At 70.4% G+C, this 16,318-nt stretch carries 20 protein-coding genes and 1 pseudogene; 16 read left to right on the top strand and 5 right to left on the bottom strand.

Annotated features, from left to right (window positions below; all coding sequences use genetic code 11):
• The first annotated feature begins 4 nt into the window (after positions 1 to 4).
• Together uvrA and ACIGAQ_RS19940 are read left to right on the top strand one after the other, a co-directional pair.
• Entirely contained in the window at positions 5 to 2,464 is a 2,460-nt protein-coding gene (gene uvrA, locus ACIGAQ_RS19945) for an excinuclease ABC subunit UvrA (protein WP_399784467.1), read from the top strand.
• An 88-nt stretch (positions 2,465 to 2,552) separates the two neighbouring features.
• The gene (locus ACIGAQ_RS19940) at positions 2,553 to 2,960 is read left to right on the top strand and encodes a DUF6281 family protein (RefSeq protein ID WP_399784464.1); all 408 of its coding nucleotides are present in this window, start codon (positions 2,553 to 2,555) and stop codon (positions 2,958 to 2,960) included.
• Between the two features lie 15 nt (positions 2,961 to 2,975).
• Here ACIGAQ_RS19940 and ACIGAQ_RS19935 read toward each other — a convergent pair whose 3' ends face one another.
• Positions 2,976 to 3,584, bottom strand: coding sequence for a hypothetical protein (locus ACIGAQ_RS19935; RefSeq protein ID WP_399784461.1), 609 nt, complete (start codon positions 3,582 to 3,584; stop codon positions 2,976 to 2,978).
• A gap of 105 nt (positions 3,585 to 3,689) precedes the next feature.
• Here ACIGAQ_RS19935 and ACIGAQ_RS19930 point away from each other — a divergent pair, with 105 nt between their 5' ends.
• Together ACIGAQ_RS19930 and ACIGAQ_RS19925 are read left to right on the top strand one after the other, a co-directional pair.
• The gene (locus tag ACIGAQ_RS19930) at positions 3,690 to 4,640 is read left to right on the top strand and encodes a Scr1 family TA system antitoxin-like transcriptional regulator (RefSeq protein ID WP_399784458.1); all 951 of its coding nucleotides are present in this window, start codon (positions 3,690 to 3,692) and stop codon (positions 4,638 to 4,640) included.
• Positions 4,588 to 4,701 carry a DUF397 domain-containing protein gene (locus tag ACIGAQ_RS19925; protein ID WP_311688065.1) on the top strand — a complete coding sequence of 38 codons (114 nt, stop codon included), beginning with the start codon at positions 4,588 to 4,590 and terminating at the stop codon, positions 4,699 to 4,701. Before ACIGAQ_RS19930 ends, ACIGAQ_RS19925 begins: the two co-directional genes overlap by 53 nt.
• A 1-nt stretch (position 4,702) precedes the next feature.
• On the opposite strand, the gene ACIGAQ_RS19920 is transcribed toward ACIGAQ_RS19925, so the two are convergent.
• The 3 genes from ACIGAQ_RS19920 to ACIGAQ_RS19910 all read right to left on the bottom strand — a co-directional run bounded on the left by ACIGAQ_RS19920 (position 4,703) and on the right by ACIGAQ_RS19910 (position 6,075).
• Positions 4,703 to 5,047, bottom strand: coding sequence for a hypothetical protein (locus ACIGAQ_RS19920; protein ID WP_362276654.1), 345 nt, complete (start codon positions 5,045 to 5,047; stop codon positions 4,703 to 4,705).
• The gene (locus tag ACIGAQ_RS19915) at positions 5,044 to 5,649 is read right to left on the bottom strand and encodes a DUF6232 family protein (protein ID WP_311688041.1); all 606 of its coding nucleotides are present in this window, start codon (positions 5,647 to 5,649) and stop codon (positions 5,044 to 5,046) included. The genes ACIGAQ_RS19920 and ACIGAQ_RS19915 overlap by 4 nt, the downstream gene beginning before the upstream one ends.
• Positions 5,650 to 5,754: 105 nt before the next feature.
• Complete coding sequence (locus ACIGAQ_RS19910; RefSeq protein WP_094056886.1) at positions 5,755 to 6,075, bottom strand: PLD nuclease N-terminal domain-containing protein; 321 nt, start codon at positions 6,073 to 6,075, stop codon at positions 5,755 to 5,757.
• A 67-nt stretch (positions 6,076 to 6,142) separates the two neighbouring features.
• On the opposite strand from ACIGAQ_RS19910, the gene ACIGAQ_RS19905 reads away from it, so the two are divergent.
• The 3 genes and pseudogenes from ACIGAQ_RS19905 to ACIGAQ_RS19895 all read left to right on the top strand — a co-directional run bounded on the left by ACIGAQ_RS19905 (position 6,143) and on the right by ACIGAQ_RS19895 (position 9,111).
• A complete protein-coding gene (locus ACIGAQ_RS19905; RefSeq protein WP_311688042.1) occupies positions 6,143 to 7,594 on the top strand; it encodes a menaquinone biosynthesis decarboxylase in 1,452 nt (483 codons plus the stop codon).
• A complete protein-coding gene (gene mqnP / locus ACIGAQ_RS19900; RefSeq protein WP_399784452.1) occupies positions 7,591 to 8,493 on the top strand; it encodes a menaquinone biosynthesis prenyltransferase MqnP in 903 nt (300 codons plus the stop codon). Before ACIGAQ_RS19905 ends, mqnP begins: the two co-directional genes overlap by 4 nt.
• 46 nt (positions 8,494 to 8,539) lie before the next feature.
• A pseudogene (locus ACIGAQ_RS19895) lies at positions 8,540 to 9,111 on the top strand (Uma2 family endonuclease).
• On the opposite strand, the gene ACIGAQ_RS19890 reads toward ACIGAQ_RS19895, so the two are convergent.
• Complete coding sequence (locus tag ACIGAQ_RS19890; RefSeq protein ID WP_399784449.1) at positions 9,108 to 9,722, bottom strand: rhomboid family intramembrane serine protease; 615 nt, start codon at positions 9,720 to 9,722, stop codon at positions 9,108 to 9,110. The pseudogene ACIGAQ_RS19895 and the gene ACIGAQ_RS19890 sit on opposite strands and share 4 nt — an antisense overlap.
• Positions 9,723 to 9,813: 91 nt before the next feature.
• Between ACIGAQ_RS19890 and ACIGAQ_RS19885 the strand changes: the two genes are divergently transcribed.
• The 9 genes from ACIGAQ_RS19885 (at position 9,814) to ACIGAQ_RS19845 (ending at position 16,304) form a co-directional block, all read left to right on the top strand.
• A complete protein-coding gene (locus ACIGAQ_RS19885) occupies positions 9,814 to 10,500 on the top strand; it encodes a UbiX family flavin prenyltransferase (protein ID WP_399784446.1) in 687 nt (228 codons plus the stop codon).
• A gap of 57 nt (positions 10,501 to 10,557) precedes the next feature.
• On the top strand, positions 10,558 to 11,013 hold the full coding sequence (locus ACIGAQ_RS19880; protein ID WP_094056892.1) for an Lrp/AsnC family transcriptional regulator: 456 nt from the start codon (positions 10,558 to 10,560) through the stop codon (positions 11,011 to 11,013).
• Positions 11,014 to 11,095: 82 nt separating this feature from the next.
• Positions 11,096 to 12,259, top strand: coding sequence for an aminofutalosine synthase MqnE (gene mqnE / locus ACIGAQ_RS19875; RefSeq protein ID WP_399784443.1), 1,164 nt, complete (start codon positions 11,096 to 11,098; stop codon positions 12,257 to 12,259).
• Between the two features lie 70 nt (positions 12,260 to 12,329).
• The gene (locus ACIGAQ_RS19870; RefSeq protein WP_399784440.1) at positions 12,330 to 12,980 is read left to right on the top strand and encodes a UdgX family uracil-DNA binding protein; all 651 of its coding nucleotides are present in this window, start codon (positions 12,330 to 12,332) and stop codon (positions 12,978 to 12,980) included.
• Between the two features lie 16 nt (positions 12,981 to 12,996).
• Positions 12,997 to 13,521, top strand: a complete 525-nt coding sequence (locus tag ACIGAQ_RS19865; RefSeq protein WP_311688049.1) for a GNAT family N-acetyltransferase — start codon at positions 12,997 to 12,999, stop codon at positions 13,519 to 13,521.
• Between the two features lie 95 nt (positions 13,522 to 13,616).
• Positions 13,617 to 13,916: a DUF4229 domain-containing protein gene (locus ACIGAQ_RS19860; RefSeq protein WP_311688050.1), complete on the top strand. Its 300-nt coding sequence runs from the start codon at positions 13,617 to 13,619 to the stop codon at positions 13,914 to 13,916.
• Between the two features lie 142 nt (positions 13,917 to 14,058).
• Positions 14,059 to 14,160 (top strand): putative leader peptide, encoded by a 102-nt coding sequence (locus tag ACIGAQ_RS19855; RefSeq protein ID WP_311241034.1) that lies wholly within the window; start codon positions 14,059 to 14,061, stop codon positions 14,158 to 14,160.
• Positions 14,161 to 14,233: 73 nt separating this feature from the next.
• Positions 14,234 to 15,547 (top strand): dicarboxylate/amino acid:cation symporter, encoded by a 1,314-nt coding sequence (locus ACIGAQ_RS19850; protein ID WP_399784435.1) that lies wholly within the window; start codon positions 14,234 to 14,236, stop codon positions 15,545 to 15,547.
• Between the two features lie 91 nt (positions 15,548 to 15,638).
• On the top strand, positions 15,639 to 16,304 hold the full coding sequence (locus tag ACIGAQ_RS19845; protein WP_311688052.1) for a TetR/AcrR family transcriptional regulator: 666 nt from the start codon (positions 15,639 to 15,641) through the stop codon (positions 16,302 to 16,304).
• The last annotated feature ends 14 nt before the right edge of the window (positions 16,305 to 16,318 follow it).

The following is a 16,318-nucleotide window of genomic DNA, read 5'->3' as shown; positions in this document are numbered from 1 at the left end:
AGGAATGGACCCCTGCATTGACCCCTGCATTCATGTCACCGGTGCGCGGCTGAACAACCTCAAGAACGTCTCCCTCTCCCTGCCGAAGAGCAAGCTGATCGTCATGACCGGTCTGTCCGGATCCGGCAAGTCCACCCTCGCCTTCGACACCCTCCACCAGGAGGGCCAGCGGCAGTACCTGGAGTCGCTGGGCATGGTCACCGGCTTCGTGAGCAAACCCGCCGTCGACTCGATCACCGGTCTGTCCCCGTCCATCAGCGTCGACCAGCACCACACCAACCGCAGCCCCCGCTCCACGGTCGGCACGGTCACCGAGGTCTTCACCTACCTGCGTCTGCTGTGGTCGCGCATCGGCGTCCGGCCGTGCCCGGACTGCGGGCAGAGCATCCCGCCCTCCTACGCCGACGGCACCGAGCCCGACGAGGACGCCGAGGCCGAGCAGCGGCCCTGCCCGCACTGCGGCACGCTCGTGCCCGAACTCGTCATGGGTTCCTTCTCGTTCAACAAGCCCGCGGGCGCCTGCCCGGCCTGCACCGGCCTGGGCGAGGTCATCCGCCCCGACGTGCAGCGCCTCGTCGACGGCGGCCGGTCGGTCGCCGACGGGGCGGTACGGGGCTGGAACGCCAAGTACACCGAGTGGGCCCTGCCGGTGCTGCGCGCCGCCGCCGCCCACTACGGCCTCGCCTTCGACCCGGACCGGCCGGTCGACGAACTCGACGCCGTCCAGCGGGACCTGCTGCTCCACGGCGTCGAAAGCCCCGCGTTCCGGAGGCACTTCCCCGGCACCGAGCCGCCGAGGACCGTCTCGGCGGGCCGTTTCGAAGGAGTCGCCACGGCCCTGCTGCGCCGCTACGAGGAGCGCGCCGACGACCCCGAGTACCGCGAACGGGCCGAGCGGCAGGGCCTGGTGAAGCAGCCCTGCGCGGAGTGCGCCGGCACCCGGCTGCGTGCGGAGAGCCGGGCGGTGACCGTGCACGGCCTGACCATCGTGGAGGCCGCGCAGCTCCCGCTGACCGACCTCGGCAGCTGGCTCGCCGGGCTGCGCGAGCGGTCCGCCGGGGACGAGTGGCTGCTCGTCGAACCGGTCGTCGCCGATCTGGAGGAGCGGGTGCGGCGCCTGGTCGACGTCGGTGTCGGCTATCTCACCCTCGGCCAGGCCACGCCCAGCCTCTCCGCCGGGGAGACGCAGCGGCTGCGGCTGGCCGCCCTGCTCGGCTCCGGACTCACCGGCGTCCTCTACGTCCTCGACGAGCCGACCATCGGCCTGCACCCCTCCGACACCGCCCGCCTGATCGGCGTCCTGCGCCGCCTGCGCGACCTCGGCAACACCGTGCTGGTCATCGAGCACGACCTGGGGGTGCTGCGCGCCGCGGACCACGTGATCGACGTCGGCCCGGGCGCGGGCCGGGACGGCGGCCGGATCGTCGCGGCCGGCACGCCGGAGGAGGTCGCCCGCACCGAGGGCTCGGTGACCGGCGCGTATCTGTCGGGCCGGCTCCCCGCCCCCCGCTCACGCGCCCGCGGCGACGGCGACACGGCCGTGGTCGTCCGCGGGGCCCGGGCCCACAACCTCAAGGACCTCACCGTACGGATCCCGCTGCGCCGCCTGGTGACGGTCACCGGCCCGTCCGGCTCCGGCAAGTCGACGCTGCTGCTGGACATCCTCGGCCGGGCCGCCCGCCGCCACTTCGACCGGGCGGGCGAGCTGCCCGCCGAACACGACGGCATCGACGGCTGGGAGCACCTGTCCAAGGCCGTCCTCATCGACCAGGAGCCGATCAGCCGCGTCCCACGCTCCAACGCGGCCACCTACTCGGACGTCTTCACCCCGATCCGCGAGGTCTTCGCCGCCCGCAGCCGGGGGGCGTTCACCGCCGGGCACTTCTCCTTCAACGTGCCCGGGGGCCGCTGCGAACGCTGCGAGGGCGCGGGCGTCCTCACCGTCCGCATGCACTTCCTCCCCGCCGTGGAGGTGCGCTGCCCCACGTGCAAGGGCCGCCGCTTCCGGCCGGAGGTGCTGACCGTGCGCCACGAGGGACACGACATCGCCGAGGTGCTCGCAGCGACGGTGGACGAGGCGCTGACCGTGTTCGCGGACGTCCCGGCGGTCGCCGCCCGGCTGCGCCGCATGGCCGACGTCGGCCTCGGCTACCTCCCGCTCGGCCAGCCCGCCACCACCCTCTCCGGCGGTGAGGCCCAGCGCCTGAAACTCGCCAGGGAACTGGGCCGGCGCACGACCGGCCGCGCCCTGTACCTCCTCGACGAACCCACGACGGGCCTGCACTCCGCCGACACCGCCCGTCTCCTCGACGTCCTCCAGCGCCTCGTCGACGCCGGGCACTCGGTCATCACCATCGAGCACAACACCGACGTCATCCGGGCCTCCGACTGGCTCATCGACCTCGGCCCGGAGGGCGGTGCGGGCGGCGGGCAACTGGTGGCCCAGGGCGCCCCCGGCAGCTGAACGTTTCCCGCCCCCCACCCGTCTTCGTCACGTGACCGTCGCACGGAGCCCGGGCTCCAGAAGGAGACGTACCGATGAAGGCGTACCGATGAAGGCGGGCCGGCTGACGTGGGCCCCGTGGGCCCCGGCGGTGGCGGGCGTCGCCGCCGCCCTGAGCGCGGGCTGCGCGCCCCCGTCCACGGACGGCGGCGCGCAGCCCGCGCCCTCCTGCGCCTACGTCGTCGAGTACGACGGCCGCACCTACCTCGGCAGGGAGGAGACCACCGTGCCCGTGGGGCGCTCGCTCGGCCCCGCGACCCGCCCGGCCTGCGACGACACGCCCGGCGACGGCGACGACGGGGAGGGCCCGGTCGCGACGACCGCGTACGCCGTGCGGGGCGTGGACCCCGCGGTCGCGGTCGCCGTCGCCGAGGACACCGGGACCCACCGCCTCGTCGTCGCGGAGTCCGTCGAGGACCTCCCGCCCGAGCTGCGGAAACTGACCGAAGGTTCCTGAGACCCGGCCGGGTCCTCAGCCGCCCTGCCGTTCCAGCACCGCGTAGTCGGCGAAGCTGCGGCGGTAGCGCAGGTGCCGGGTCTCCTGGGTGTGCCTGCGCTGCCACTCCTCCACCTCGCCGGGCGCGGGGCAGGGCCCCGAACTCGCCCCGCAGTCCACGTCCTCGCCCGAGACGCAGTACGCCTGGTACTCGGGCAGCGCGGACGCGTCCTGCACGATCGTGTACGGCACGTACCGGAAGACGCGGCGTCCCGCCGACTCCCCGCCGTGCTCCTCGCGCTGGTGCTTGCGCAGCAGGACGTTCGTGTCCGTCACGGCGCTCGCGTCGAACGCCGCCCGCGCCCTGTCCCGCCGGACCGACAGCTCCTCGCACACCGCGCAGCCCCGCACCGGCAGCGGAGGCCGGTTCGGATCAGCCGACAGCCCTTCCCGGGAACGGTCGTTGGCCGCGCGCACGCCCGCGCTGAGCCGTTCGTCCGGGGTCGCCTCCCGGACCCGCGCCGCGTCCGCCTGCCACTCCCGGCCGCCGCCGACCGGGCGCAGCATCACGTACGGGCCGATCCTGTCCTGGTACTCGCCGACCCTGTTCGTCCGCGGGTCGTAAACGAGCGTTCCCGGTTCCATTCCGTGCACCTCCGTCACTCTGGGTGTACCGAGCGTTGCGCACGGGAATGGCTCGCTTCAATGCTTGGCGTGTGACACCGGTGCACTGTCACGGAGGGGGCTGCCGTGGGCCGACGCAATGGCGGAGCGGAGTCGGGGGCGAGTACGGCCGCCGTGTTCGGAGAGGTGCTGCGGCACTTCCGCGAGGCCGCGCTGCTCACGCAGGAGGGTCTGGCACGCCAGATCCCGTGCGACCGCTCGCACGTGGCCCGTGTGGAGGCCGGTACGAGGGTGCCGCAGGAGTCCTTCGCCAAGGCGTGCGACGAACTCCTCGTCACGGGCGGGGTGTTGGCGCGGCTGTGGGCGAAGATCGACTGGTACCCGCAGGTGGAGCATCCCGACTGGTTCCGGCGACGGGCCGAGATGGATGAGGAGGCCATCGCTCTCCGGGAGTACCAGGAGCGCGTCATGCCGGGTTTGTTGCAGACGGCGGACTACGCCCGGGCGTTGTTCTCCTTGCTCGTCAGCGGGGAGGAAGTGGAGGAGCGAGTGCGAGCCCGACTGAGTCGGCAGCAGCGCTTCTTGGCGGATGGAGGCCCGCTCTACATCGTCGTCCTCGATGAGAGCTGCCTGCGCAACATGATCGGCAGCGCGACCGTGATGCGGGAGCAGTGCGCCCACTTGCTCAGCGTCGGCGAGCGACCCAACATCCGCGTCCAGGTCGCACCGGCCGGTCGTCTCGGCTTGTTCCGTCCCAGCGGATCCATGTCTCTCATCAAGCTGCCTGACGGGCACGACTGGATCTATTCGGAATCGCTGGATCGCGGCCACTTCAACGACGATCCGACCCTCTTCGCGAGGCACAGCCACACCTATGATGTGCTCAGGGCGGACGCCCTGTCAGCTCCCGAGTCCGCCGCTCTGATCCGCGAGACGATGGAGAGGTACGCGCATCATGGACCGGACCGAGCTCACCTGGGTCAAGAGCAGCTACAGCGACGCCAACGGCGGCAACTGCATCGAAATAGCCCCCGGTTACGACGAAACCGTCCCCGTCCGCGACAGCAAGAACCCTGACGGGCCGGTCCTGGTCGTGGGCCGGTCCGCCTGGTCCGCGTTTCTGTCCGCCGTGCGCTGACCTACTGCCCGCTCAGCATCTGCAGGATCCGGTTCGCGGCCTCCGCGACCGGTTGCCCCACGGCTCCCACGGCCGCGGCGATCGCGGCGACGGCCATCAGCGCCCGGTGCCGCTCCTGCGGCGGCGCCGCGTCCGCGGCCAGCACCGGCAGGGACTCGTCGATGAGCTGCACGCTGGGCTGCGGCAGCTGCTCGCGCAACTCGCGCACGCCCTGGAGCAGTTCGGCCAGGGCCAGCCGCAGCGCGGGGTCCGGCTCGCCGGTCGTGCCGTGCTTCACGATGCCCGTGTTGCCGCTGCCGCCGTGCATGTTGACGTTGTCGCCGTAGTAGTAGTTGTTGCCGCTCATGCCGCGATCCCCACGTTCCCGTTGCCGCCGTACATGTTGACGTTGTCGCCGAAGTGGTAGTTCGACGGCGAGTTGATCGTGAGGCGCTCCACCGTCACCTGGAACTCGGTGTCGGGGTTCTCCAGCGCGCCCGCGACGTAGCCCACCAGCCGGTCGAGGTGCTGGGGGTCCCGGCTGGTGACCATCGCGGTGGACGGGCCGGCCGTCTCGACGGCGAGGACGTAGTGCGACTGGGCCGTCACGACGGAGAGCATCTCGACGAAGAAGTAGATCAGCGCCGCGATCGAGCAGATCCAGACGAAGACCAGCAGACCGCCGGCCGCTGACTCGTCGGCGAGGTAGGTCAGGCCACCGATGATCGACAGGCCGATCGCGACGGCGAGGGTGATCCCGGCGCGGGTCAGGAAGCGGAAGACCGCTTCCTTGCGCTTGGGGTGGAGCGTGAAGGTGTAGACCCGGGCGATGTTCCGCAGCGGGTAGGCCGCTCCGCCGACCCATAACAGGCGCTTGTGGACCCGGAGTTCGACGTCGGTCAGGGTGCGGGGCGGAGTCGCGGGCGGGGGTGGGACGTCCCACTGCCCCGGTGGCTGCTGCGTTTCCATGGTGTCCCCCTGAAGGCCGGTGAGCACGAAGTGACCGCGGTCACTGTGGGAACACCATTGACGACCACGCGTGCCAGGAGGGCAACCCGTTTCTCACAGGCCCGGTCAGGACTCGTCGCGCCGGGGGTCGTCGTCCTTCTTCTTGTCGTCGTCGAGGGACTTCAGGAAGTCGGGGTTGTCGTCCGGCGCCACCCACTGCTGCCGGGAGCGGCCGCCGCGGACGCCGGACCAGCCCTCGGCGGCCGGGCTGCGCTTCTTGCCGGCGATCAGCCAGGAGATCGAGCCGACGAGCGGGAACAGCAGCACGAGGATCGCCCACAGCGGCTTGGGCATGTGACGGATGTCGTCGTCCTTGGTGCTGATGCAGTCGATGAACGCGTACACGCTCAGCGCCAGCGGCACGAGGAACATCAGTACCCGGAGCATGCGCGGCCTCTCAGCAAAGCGGTGGGTGGTTCCAGGCCAGCGTAGCCGCTCGGGGATACTGGACCCCATGGCTTACGACGATCTTCGCTCCCTGCTCAGGGCGCTGGAGCGCGAGGGCGACCTCAAGCGCATCAAGGCCGAGGTGGACCCGTACCTGGAGGTCGGGGAGATCGTCGACCGGGTGCAGAAGTCCGGCGGCCCGGCGCTGCTCTTCGAGAACGTGCGCGGGTCGAGCATGCCGCTCGCGATGAACGTGTTCGGCACGGACCGCCGGCTGCTGAAGGCCCTGGGCCTGAAGTCGTACGCGGAGATCTCCGAGCGGATCGGCGGGCTGCTGAAGCCCGAGCTGCCGCACGGGTTCGTCGGCGTGCGGGAGGCCTTCGGCAAGCTCGGCGCGATGACGCACGTGCCGCCGAAGAAGGTGAAGGACGGCCCCGTGCAGGAGGTCGTGCTGACCGGGGACGACGTGGACCTGGAGCGGCTGCCGGCGCTGTTCACCTGGCCGAAGGACGGCGGGTCGTTCTTCAACCTCGGGCTCACCCACACCAAGGACCCGGAGAGCGGCGTGCGCAACCTGGGGCTCTACCGGCTCCAGCGGCACGACAAGCGCACCATCGGCATGCACTGGCAGATCCACAAGGACAGCCGGAACCACTACCAGGTGGCCGCCCGGCGCGGTGAGCGGCTGCCGGTCGCCATCGCCTTCGGGTGCCCGCCCGCCGTGACGTACGCCTCCACCGCACCGCTGCCGGGGGACATCGACGAGTACCTGTTCGCCGGGTTCCTCGCGGGCAAGCGGATCGAGATGGTCGACTGCAAGACCGTTCCGCTGCAGGTGCCGGCGCAGGCGGAGGTCGTGATCGAGGGCTGGCTGGAGCCGGGCGAGATGCTCCCCGAGGGGCCGTTCGGCGACCACACGGGCTTCTACACGCCGCAGGAGCCCTTCCCCGCGCTGAAGATCGACTGCATCACGATGCGGAAGCGGCCGCTGCTCCAGTCGATCGTCGTGGGGCGGCCCCCGACGGAGGACGGGCCGCTGGGCCGGGCGACGGAACGCTTCTTCCTGCCGCTGCTGAAGATCATCGTGCCGGACATCGTGGACTACCACCTGCCGGAGGCGGGCGGCTTCCACAACTGCGCGATCGTCTCGATCGACAAGAAGTACCCCAAGCACGCGCAGAAGGTCATGCACGCCATCTGGGGCGCGCACATGATGTCGCTGACCAAGCTGATCGTGGTCGTGGACTCCGACTGCGACGTGCACGACCTGCACGAGGTGGCCTGGCGGGCGCTGGGCAACACGGACTACGCCCGGGACCTGAGCATCGTCGAAGGCCCCGTCGACCATCTGGACCACGCCTCCTACCAGCAGTTCTGGGGCGGCAAGGCCGGGATCGACGCGACGAAGAAGTGGCCCGAGGAGGGCTACACGCGCGACGGCGGCTGGCCCGACATGGTCGAGTCGGACCCGGAGACGGCGGCGAAGGTGGACCGCCGCTGGAAGGAGTACGGGCTGTGACCTCCGCTTCCGCCGCGATCCCGCAGCCGGGACGCACCAAGGCGTTCCTGCGGCTGGTGATGATCGAGCACTCGGTCTTCGCGCTGCCCTTCGCGTACATCGCCGCGCTCACGGCGATGTACCAGTGGGACAGGAACATCCACTGGGGGCGGCTGCTGCTCGTCACCGTCTGCATGGTCGGCCTGCGCACGTTCGCCATGGCGGTCAACCGGATCATCGACCGGGAGATCGACGCGCGGAACCCGCGCACGGCGCAGCGCGAGCTGGTGACCGGCGCGATGTCGGTGAAGCACGCCTGGACGGGCGCGCTGATCGCCCTGGCGGTCTTCCTGGGCGCGGCGGCCCTGCTGAACCCGCTGTGCCTGGCCCTGGCGCCCATCGCCGTGATCCCGATGGTGGTCTACCCCTACGGCAAGCGGTTCACGAACTTCCCGCAGGCCATCCTCGGCCTCGCCCAGGCGATGGGCCCGATCGGCGGCTGGCTGGCGATCACCGGCTCCTGGTCCTGGGACGCGGTCATCCTGGGGCTCGCCGTGGGCATCTGGATCGGCGGCTTCGACCTGATCTACGCCTGCCAGGACGTGGAGACCGACCGCGAGATCGGCGTCAGGTCCGTCCCGGCCCGCTTCGGCATCCCGGCGGCGATCTGGGGCGCGCGGGTCTGCCACGCCCTGACGACGGCCCTGTTCGTCTGGTACGCCCTGGCCACGGACGCGGGCGCCTTCTTCTGGCTGGGCCTGCTGATCGTCGCGGCGGCGTTCCTCTACGAGCACTCCATCGTCCGCCCCCACGACCTCTCCCGCGTGAACAGGGCCTTCTTCAGCGTCAACGGCTTCATCGGCATCGCCCTGTTCGTGTGCGCCCTGCTGGATCTCCTCGTGCGGGGTCTGACCGTGTGATTACGGTGCGGCCTACCATCGGGTGCAGGATCCCAAGGAGGCCGCCATGACCGTCTCGGACATCGACCGCCTGCACTCGCAGCTCAGCAAGCTGGAGGACCTGTTCCCCGGCTATCTGACGGAGATTGTCGAGGGCAGCATCGTGATGAACCCGGTCAGGCCGTTCCACGGGAAGACCATCCAGAGGCTGTGGAACATTGTCGAGGGACAGTTGCCTCCCGAGTGGGCCCTGGTGAGCGACGTCGCCTTTCCGTTCGACGACGCCAACGAGTTCTGCCCCGACCTCGCCGTCATCCCGGCGGAGGCGGAAGACGAGAACCACAGCGCTTACCCGGCCGACTTGATCGAGCTCGTGGCCGAAGTGGTGTCACCGGAGAGCGTTCGCCGCGACTACGAGGTGAAGCCTCGCTGGTATGCCTCCCGCGGCATCGCCAACTACCTGGTCCTCGACCCGCTCCAAGGGCATCTCGTGACCATGTGGAACCCGGCCCCGACGGCTACCGCGGGCGGGACACCCTTCCGTACGGTCACGAACTGACCCTCGACTCCCCGCTCGGCAAGCTGATCATCCCCACCACCCACCTGCCGGTCGACCGCAAGGCGCGCGACCGCGACTAGAAGCGTTCCTCCCAGGTGAGGGTTCGACTCGCGGCCCGGCGGCGGAAGGCGAACGCCGCTGCCACCCCCGCCAGGAGGCCCAGGAGGTGGCCCTGCCAGCTGATGCCCGTCTGGGTGGGGGCCAGGCCCGACAGGATCGAGCCGCCCCAGATCGCGGCGATCAGGACGCCCGCCAGGATGCCCCAGGGGCGGCGCTCCACGAAGCCGGTGACCAGGAGGAAGCCGAAGAGGCCGAAGACCAGGCCCGACGCGCCGGCCGTGTTCGTGTGCGCCGGGGATATGAGCCAGACGCCCAGGCCGTCGACGAGGATGATCAGCGCGCAGACGAGCAGGAAGCGCCGCAGACCCGACAGGGCCGCCAGGAAGCCGAGGACCAGCAGCGGCAGCGTGTTGGACACCAGGTGCGCGAAGCCGAAGTGGACGAAGGCAGCGGGGACGACGTCGATCAGCTCGGACGGGTCGCGCGGGGTGATGCCGAAGCCGTCCAGCGCGTGACCCGTCGCCACGTCGACCGCTTCCAGCAGCCACAGCAGCGCGACCCAGGCCAGCATCAGCTTGCCCGCGGCCGGCGCCCGGTCCGCCGTCGACCACGCTTCTCGCGGACCCGGCATGGCGACCCCCAGTGCTCGCTCGTCCCCTCCGTGCAACGCCCCGCACCCCTGGGCCGGTTCCCACCCTGCGAGGCCGGATAGGCTCGGAGATGTGAACCCAGTCAAGCCAGGCGAGACGCCGCGTACGCCTTGGATCGTAGGGGTGTCCGGCGCCTCCGGCACCCCGTATGCCGCCGCCGTGCTGCGGGCCCTGCTCGCCGCCGGCGAGAGCGTCGACCTCGTGGTGTCCCGGGCCTCCCGGCTCACCCTCCTCGACGAGACGGGCATCTCGTTCCGGGACGCCCACTGGCGTGACGACCTGCGCGAATGGCTCGCCCGGGGCGCCGACGGCAAGCCGGACACCTTCTCCGTCGACCTCGACGCCGTACGGCACTGGAGCGCCGGCGACCTGGCCGCCGGACCCTCCTCGGGGTCGTACCCCACCCAGGGCATGATCATCGTGCCCGCCTCGACGGCGAGCGTGGCCGGTGTCGCGCTCGGGCTGTCGAAGGACCTGCTGCAGCGGGCGGCGAGCGTGACCCTCAAGGAGGGACGCAAGCTGATCGTGGCCGTGCGGGAGACCCCGCTGAACGGCCAGACCCTGCGGCACCTGGTCACCCTCGACGACGCGGGCGCGACCGTGGTGCCCGCCTCACCCGCCTTCTACGCGGGCGCGACGCACATCCAGGACCTGGTGGACTTCGTCGCCGGACGCGTACTCGACGCGGCGGGCGTGCCGCACACGCTCTACCGCCGTTGGCAAGGTGAGCTCGGCGGCGGAGCACACCGCGCCGGCTGAGCGCGCACACGGAACTCATCGGACCACAGACAACTTCAGCGGAAGGCTTCGATCGCAATGGACGCGGTGGACAGGCAGCTCATCCAGGCCCTGAGGGAGAACGGCCGGGCCTCCTACGCGGAGCTGGGACGCCTCGTCGGCCTGTCGGGACCCAGCGTCACCGACCGCATCAACCGGCTGGAGGCGGCCGGCGTCATCACCGGCTACCGGGCCACCGTCGACGCGGCCTCGCTCGGCCTCGGCGTCACCGCCCTCATCGGCATCTCCCTGTCCGACGCCACGGACCACGAGGACGTGGCACAGCGGCTGCGGGACCTCTCGGAGATCGAGGACTGCTGGTTCATCGCGGGCGACGACTCGTACATGCTCAAGGTGCGGGCGGCGGACGTGGACGGCCTGGAGAAGATCATCCGGCGGCTCAGCGGGACCAAGGGCGTCTCCCGGACCCGTACCACCATCGTGCTCTCCACGAAGTGGGAGAACCGGGTCGGGGAACTGCCCGAAGAGGTCTAGGCCCGGAGGGCCGTATGGGGGCACCTCCCGCCCGAAGGGTGGGGGCGTACGGTTGGGGACGTTTCCGTAGAAAGGTGTGGGCATGGATCTCGGGCTCAAGCGCGAGCTGGAGGAGAAGGTCAGGGCCGGTGAGCGCCTGACCCGTGAGGACGGCATCGCGCTGTACGAGTCGGACGACCTGGCCTGGCTCGGCGGCCTGGCGCACGAGGTGCGCACGCGCAAGAACGGCGACGTCGTGCACTTCAACGTCAACCGTCACCTCAACATGACGAACGTGTGCACGGCCTCCTGCGCGTACTGCTCCTTCCAGCGCAAGCCGGGGGAGAAGGACGCGTACACGATGCGCATCGAGGAGGCCGTCAAGCTCGCCAAGGCGATGGAGTCGGAGAACCTCACCGAGCTGCACATCGTCAACGGGCTGCACCCGAACCTGCCGTGGCGGTACTACCCGCGGTCCCTGCGGGAGCTGAAGGCCGCGCTGCCGAACGTGTCGCTGAAGGCCTTCACGGCCACCGAGATCCACCACTTCGAGACGATCTCCGGGATGAGCGCGTCCGAGATCCTGGACGAGCTGATCGACGCGGGTCTGGAGTCGCTGACCGGCGGTGGCGCGGAGATCTTCGACTGGGAGGTACGGCAGCACATCGTCGACCACCGCACGCACTGGGAGGACTGGTCCCGGATCCACCGGCTGGCGCACGAGAAGGGTCTGAAGACCCCGTGCACCATGCTGTACGGGCACATCGAGGAGCCGCGGCACCGGGTGGACCACGTGCTGCGGCTGCGCGAGCTGCAGGACGAGACCGGCGGCTTCCAGGTCTTCATCCCGCTGCGCTACCAGCACGACTTCGTCGACATGAAGGACGGCAAGGTCCGCAACCGGCTCCAGGCCCGGACGCAGATGGCGACGGGGGCGGAGGCGCTGAAGACCTTCGCGGTGTCGCGGCTGCTGTTCGACAACGTGCCGCACGTGAAGGTCTTCTGGGTGATGCACGGGGTGCAGACCGCGCAGCTGGCGTTGCAGCACGGTGCGGACGACATGGACGGGTCGGTCGTCGAGTACAAGATCACGCACGACGCGGACAACTTCGGCACGCCGAACAAGCTGACGCGTGAGGATCTGCTGGATCTCATCCGTGACGCCGGGTTCCGGCCGGTGGAGCGGAACACGCGGTACGAGATCATCCGGGAGCACGAGGGGCCCGACCCCTCGATTCGCGATGCCCCGCAGGCCATGCGGGTGTGAGTGCGGCTTTCCAGCGCGAGGGGGTTGCTCGCGCAGTTCCCCGCGCCCCTGAGGTGGGTACCCGGCCGGCATGGTTGCCACCGGGGCGCCGGAAGACGCCTATACCGCTGAGCCGTTCGTTCCCGGACGCGGCGGTCTTCCCGCTCTGCGGAAGGCCGCTGCCGGGTGCCGGGGGTGTCCGTTGCACCGGGACGCCACTCAGGTCGTCTTCGGGGCCGGGAGCGCCGACGCCCGGGTGATGCTCGTGGGGGAGCAGCCCGGGGATCAGGAGGACCGGCAGGGGAAGCCGTTCGTCGGGCCCGCGGGCAAGCTGCTCGACCGGGCCCTGGCGGACGCCGGCATCGACCCGGGCGAGGCCTACGTCACCAACGCCGTGAAGCACTTCAAGTTCACCCAGGCCGAGCCGCGCAAGCGCCGGATCCACAAGGCGCCGAACCTGCGCGAGATGAGCGCGTGCGGGCCCTGGCTCGCCGCCGAGCTGGCCGTCGTGGAGCCGGAGCTGATCGTCGTGCTGGGGGCCACCGCCGGGAAGGCGCTGCTCGGGTCCTCGTTCCGGGTCACGCAGGTACGCGGGACCGTGCTGGAGGAGGAGATCCACGGGCGGCCCGAGCGGCTGGTGCCGACCGTGCACCCGTCGGCGGTGCTGCGGTCCGACGACCGGGAGGCGGCCTACCAGGGGATGGTGTCGGATCTGAAAGTGGCCGCACGGGCCCTTTCGTAATAGCTACAATCCCCGCATGCCCCTTACCTTCACGCTGGACCCGGCCGTCACCCCGGAGCTCCGCGACGGCATCCTCGACCTGTGGACCGACGTCTCCAACGCAGGCGGAGCCGTCGGCTTCGTGCCCCCGGTGACGCGCGAGGACATCCGGCCGCAGCTGGTCACGCACTTCGCGTCCATGGCCGAGGGGCGGATCCGGCTGCTCGTCGGACACGACGAGGAGGGGCGGGTCGCGGCCACCGCGTTCCTCACCCTCAACACGCACCATCTGATGACGCACTGGCTGTGGCTGTACACGGTGATGGTGCACCCGCGTCACCAGGGCAAGGGCTACGGCCGTGATCTGCTGGCCGCCGCCGCCGAAGCCGCCCGCGGGATCGACGGGATCGAGGCGATCCGGCTGACCTGCCGGGGCGGGCTCGGCCTGGAGCGGTTCTACGCCTCGTGCGGCTACAAGGAGGTCGGCCGCATCCCGGGCGCCATCCGGGTCGCGCCGGGCGACGACCGCGACGACGTGATCATGCTCCTCCCGCTGCACTGACCCCCCTGCAAGATCGGCCGTCCGGCGTGCTTCACTGGACGGTGCCCCTTTGGGTGTGTTCGTTCCGGCCGTTCGAAACGGAAGAGTGGATTGAGATGCTCCGCTACACGCTGATGCGCCTCGGTGTCTTCGTGGGCTGCCTCGTGGTCGTCTGGGGCGCCGTCTACTCGGGTCTCGCCCCGCGCGGCCTCGGTGACAGCAACGGCCTGTGGGTCGTCCTGCTCGCCCTGCTGATCTCCGCACCGATCAGCTTCGTCGTGCTGCGCAAGGAGCGCGACCGAGCCTCCATCCAGGTCGCCCAGCGGGTCGACCGGATGAAGGCCGGCCTGGACGCCAACCGCAACCAGGAGGACGTCGCCGACGACGCCGCCCGGGCCCAGGGGCAGACCTCGTAAGGTCCCCTCCGCAGGCGAACAGCGCCCCGTTTCCGCACATGCGCGGACACGGGGCGCTTTGCCTTTGTATGGGTGTGTGTGTCCCGTCACCTGTCAAAGCCAGGCTTTGGGGTCCTCAAAGCTCAGGTGTTAAGGTCTGTGTATGAAGTCAGCAGTCGTGCCTCATTCGCCCCTGAGCGCTCCGCTCGTGGCGCGGCTGCACGTGGATCTCTGTCGGTGCGCGTCCGCTTTCTGTCGTCCCTGACGTAACGCAACCCCCGTCGTCTCCCACGTCAGTTCCCCCCGCCGTTACGCGTCCCCCCAACGGAGTCAGTCGCGTGTCCTCACACACGAAGTCCTTCAAGGTGCCTTTCTGGGCCCAGATACTCGCCGGTCTCGTCCTGGGCGTGCTGCTCGGCTGGCTCGCCCGCAGCCAGGACCTGTCCTGGCTGGTCACGACCCTGGAGAAGGTCGGCGACACCTTCATCGGCCTGCTGAAGCTGGCCGTCGCCCCGCTCGTCTTCTTCGCGATCCTGGTGTCGATCACCAACCTGCGGAAGGTCAACAACGCGGCCCGCCTGGCCTCGCGCACCCTCCTGTGGTTCATGATCACGTCGCTGATCGCGGTGAGCATCGGCCTCGTCATCGGCCTGGTGACCAACCCCGGCTCCGGTACCGGCCTCACGCCCAAGGACGGCGGGAAGCCCGAGACCACCGGCTCCTGGATCGACTTCCTCACCGGCATCGTGCCGACGGACGTCATCACGCCGTTCACCGAGCTGAACGTCCTGCAGATCGTCTTCATGGCCGCCGTCGCCGGTATCGCCGCCCTGAAGCTCGGCGAGAAGGCCCAGCCGATCCTCACCCTGAGCGAGTCCGTGCTCAGCCTGCTGCAGAAGGCGCTGTGGTGGGTCATCCGGCTCGCCCCGATCGGCACCATCGGCCTGATCGGCTACGCCATCGCCACCTACGGCTGGAACCTGATCGGCAAGTACGCGACCTTCACGGCCGACATCTACGTCGGCTGCCTCATCGTGATGTTCGGCGTCTACCCGACGCTCCTCGCGGTCGTCGCCAAGGTCAACCCGGTCCAGTTCTTCAAGGGCGCCTGGCCCGCCATCCAGCTGGCCTTCGTCTCCCGCTCGTCCGTGGGCACCATGCCGCTGACGCAGAAGGTCACCGAGCGGCTCGGCGTGCCGAAGGAGTACGCGTCCTTCGCGGTGCCGTTCGGCGCCACGACCAAGATGGACGGCTGCGCCGCGATCTACCCGGCCATCGCCGCGATCTTCGTCGCCCAGATCTTCGACATCCAGCTGGGCATCGGCGACTACCTGCTGATCGCGTTCGTCTCGGTGGTCGGCTCCGCCGCCACGGCCGGCTTGACCGGTGCGACGGTCATGCTGACCTTGACCCTGTCCACCCTCGGCCTGCCGATGGAGGGCGTGGGCCTGCTCCTCGCGATCGACCCGATCCTGGACATGATCCGCACCGCGACCAACGTCGCCGGACAGGCGCTGATCCCGGTCCTGGTCTCGGCCCGCGAGAACCTGCTCGACCGTGACGCCTACGCCACGGCCCACGGATCCGCCCTCGCGGTGGACGACGACGAGCCGCGCGACGCGCAGCCCGAGCGGGTGCCCGCCGCGGCCTGACGCGCCGGACGCCCCGACGTGACGGGCCCCCGGCCGCCCCTCTCCGGTTCTTCCGGCGGAGGGGCGGCCGGGGGCCCGTACGCTAAGCGGTATGGGTGCCGTGAAGACGAAGCGGATGCCGCGTGCGGTCCGTGAACAGCAGATGCTGGACTCCGCCGTGCGCATCTTCGGCCAGCGCGGCTACATGGCCGCCTCGATGGACGAGATCGCCGAACTGGCGGGCGTGTCCAAGCCGTTGGTCTACCTGTACCTGAACTCCAAGGAAGACCTGTTCACCGCCTGCATCCGCCGGGAGGCCAAGGCCCTGGTCGAGGCGGTGCGCGCCGGTGTCCGGCGGGACCTGCCCGCCGACCGGCAACTGTGGGAGGGCCTCGGCGCGTTCTTCGCGCACACCGCCCAGAACCCCGACGCCTGGTCGATCCTGCACCTCCAGGCCCGTACGCACGGCGAGCCCTTCGCCGCCGAAGTCGCCGCGATGCGCGAGGAGATCGTCGCGTTCGTGACGCAGTTGATCCTGGCCGGCGCCCGCGAGGCGCACCGCGACCCGGACCTGCCCGAGCGCGAGGTCGCCGGACTCGCCGAGGCCCTGGTCGGCGCCGCCGAGTCCCTGGCGGCCTGGGCCAACGCCACAGAGGGCGTCACCGCCCGGCAGGCCGCCGCGACCCTGATGAACTTCGCCTGGGCCGGCCTCGGCGACCTCATGGAAGGGCGGCCCTGGTCCCCTCCCGGCGAGGGGACGGACACCCGGGCCGGGTAGCCGCCCGGCCGGCG

The organism is Streptomyces sp. NPDC085932 (genome assembly GCF_044540525.1).
Taxonomy (GTDB): Bacteria; Actinomycetota; Actinomycetes; order Streptomycetales; family Streptomycetaceae; genus Streptomyces; species Streptomyces levis.
Note: the sequence above shows the minus strand (reverse complement) of the source record. Positions and strands in the feature narration are given on the sequence as shown.

Coding starts and splice junctions, on each gene's coding strand:
- uvrA (WP_399784467.1), top strand. CDS start 5: ATGGACCCCTGCATTGACCCCTGCATTCATGTCACCGGTGCGCGGCTG.
- ACIGAQ_RS19940 (WP_399784464.1), top strand. CDS start 2,553: ATGAAGGCGGGCCGGCTGACGTGGGCCCCGTGGGCCCCGGCGGTGGCG.
- ACIGAQ_RS19935 (WP_399784461.1), bottom strand. CDS start 3,584: ATGGAACCGGGAACGCTCGTTTACGACCCGCGGACGAACAGGGTCGGC.
- ACIGAQ_RS19920 (WP_362276654.1), bottom strand. CDS start 5,047: ATGAGCGGCAACAACTACTACTACGGCGACAACGTCAACATGCACGGC.
- ACIGAQ_RS19915 (WP_311688041.1), bottom strand. CDS start 5,649: ATGGAAACGCAGCAGCCACCGGGGCAGTGGGACGTCCCACCCCCGCCC.
- ACIGAQ_RS19910 (WP_094056886.1), bottom strand. CDS start 6,075: ATGCTCCGGGTACTGATGTTCCTCGTGCCGCTGGCGCTGAGCGTGTAC.
- ACIGAQ_RS19905 (WP_311688042.1), top strand. CDS start 6,143: ATGGCTTACGACGATCTTCGCTCCCTGCTCAGGGCGCTGGAGCGCGAG.
- ACIGAQ_RS19890 (WP_399784449.1), bottom strand. CDS start 9,722: ATGCCGGGTCCGCGAGAAGCGTGGTCGACGGCGGACCGGGCGCCGGCC.
- ACIGAQ_RS19880 (WP_094056892.1), top strand. CDS start 10,558: ATGGACGCGGTGGACAGGCAGCTCATCCAGGCCCTGAGGGAGAACGGC.
- mqnE (WP_399784443.1), top strand. CDS start 11,096: ATGGATCTCGGGCTCAAGCGCGAGCTGGAGGAGAAGGTCAGGGCCGGT.
- ACIGAQ_RS19870 (WP_399784440.1), top strand. CDS start 12,330: ATGGTTGCCACCGGGGCGCCGGAAGACGCCTATACCGCTGAGCCGTTC.
- ACIGAQ_RS19865 (WP_311688049.1), top strand. CDS start 12,997: ATGCCCCTTACCTTCACGCTGGACCCGGCCGTCACCCCGGAGCTCCGC.
- ACIGAQ_RS19860 (WP_311688050.1), top strand. CDS start 13,617: ATGCTCCGCTACACGCTGATGCGCCTCGGTGTCTTCGTGGGCTGCCTC.
- ACIGAQ_RS19855 (WP_311241034.1), top strand. CDS start 14,059: ATGAAGTCAGCAGTCGTGCCTCATTCGCCCCTGAGCGCTCCGCTCGTG.
- ACIGAQ_RS19845 (WP_311688052.1), top strand. CDS start 15,639: ATGGGTGCCGTGAAGACGAAGCGGATGCCGCGTGCGGTCCGTGAACAG.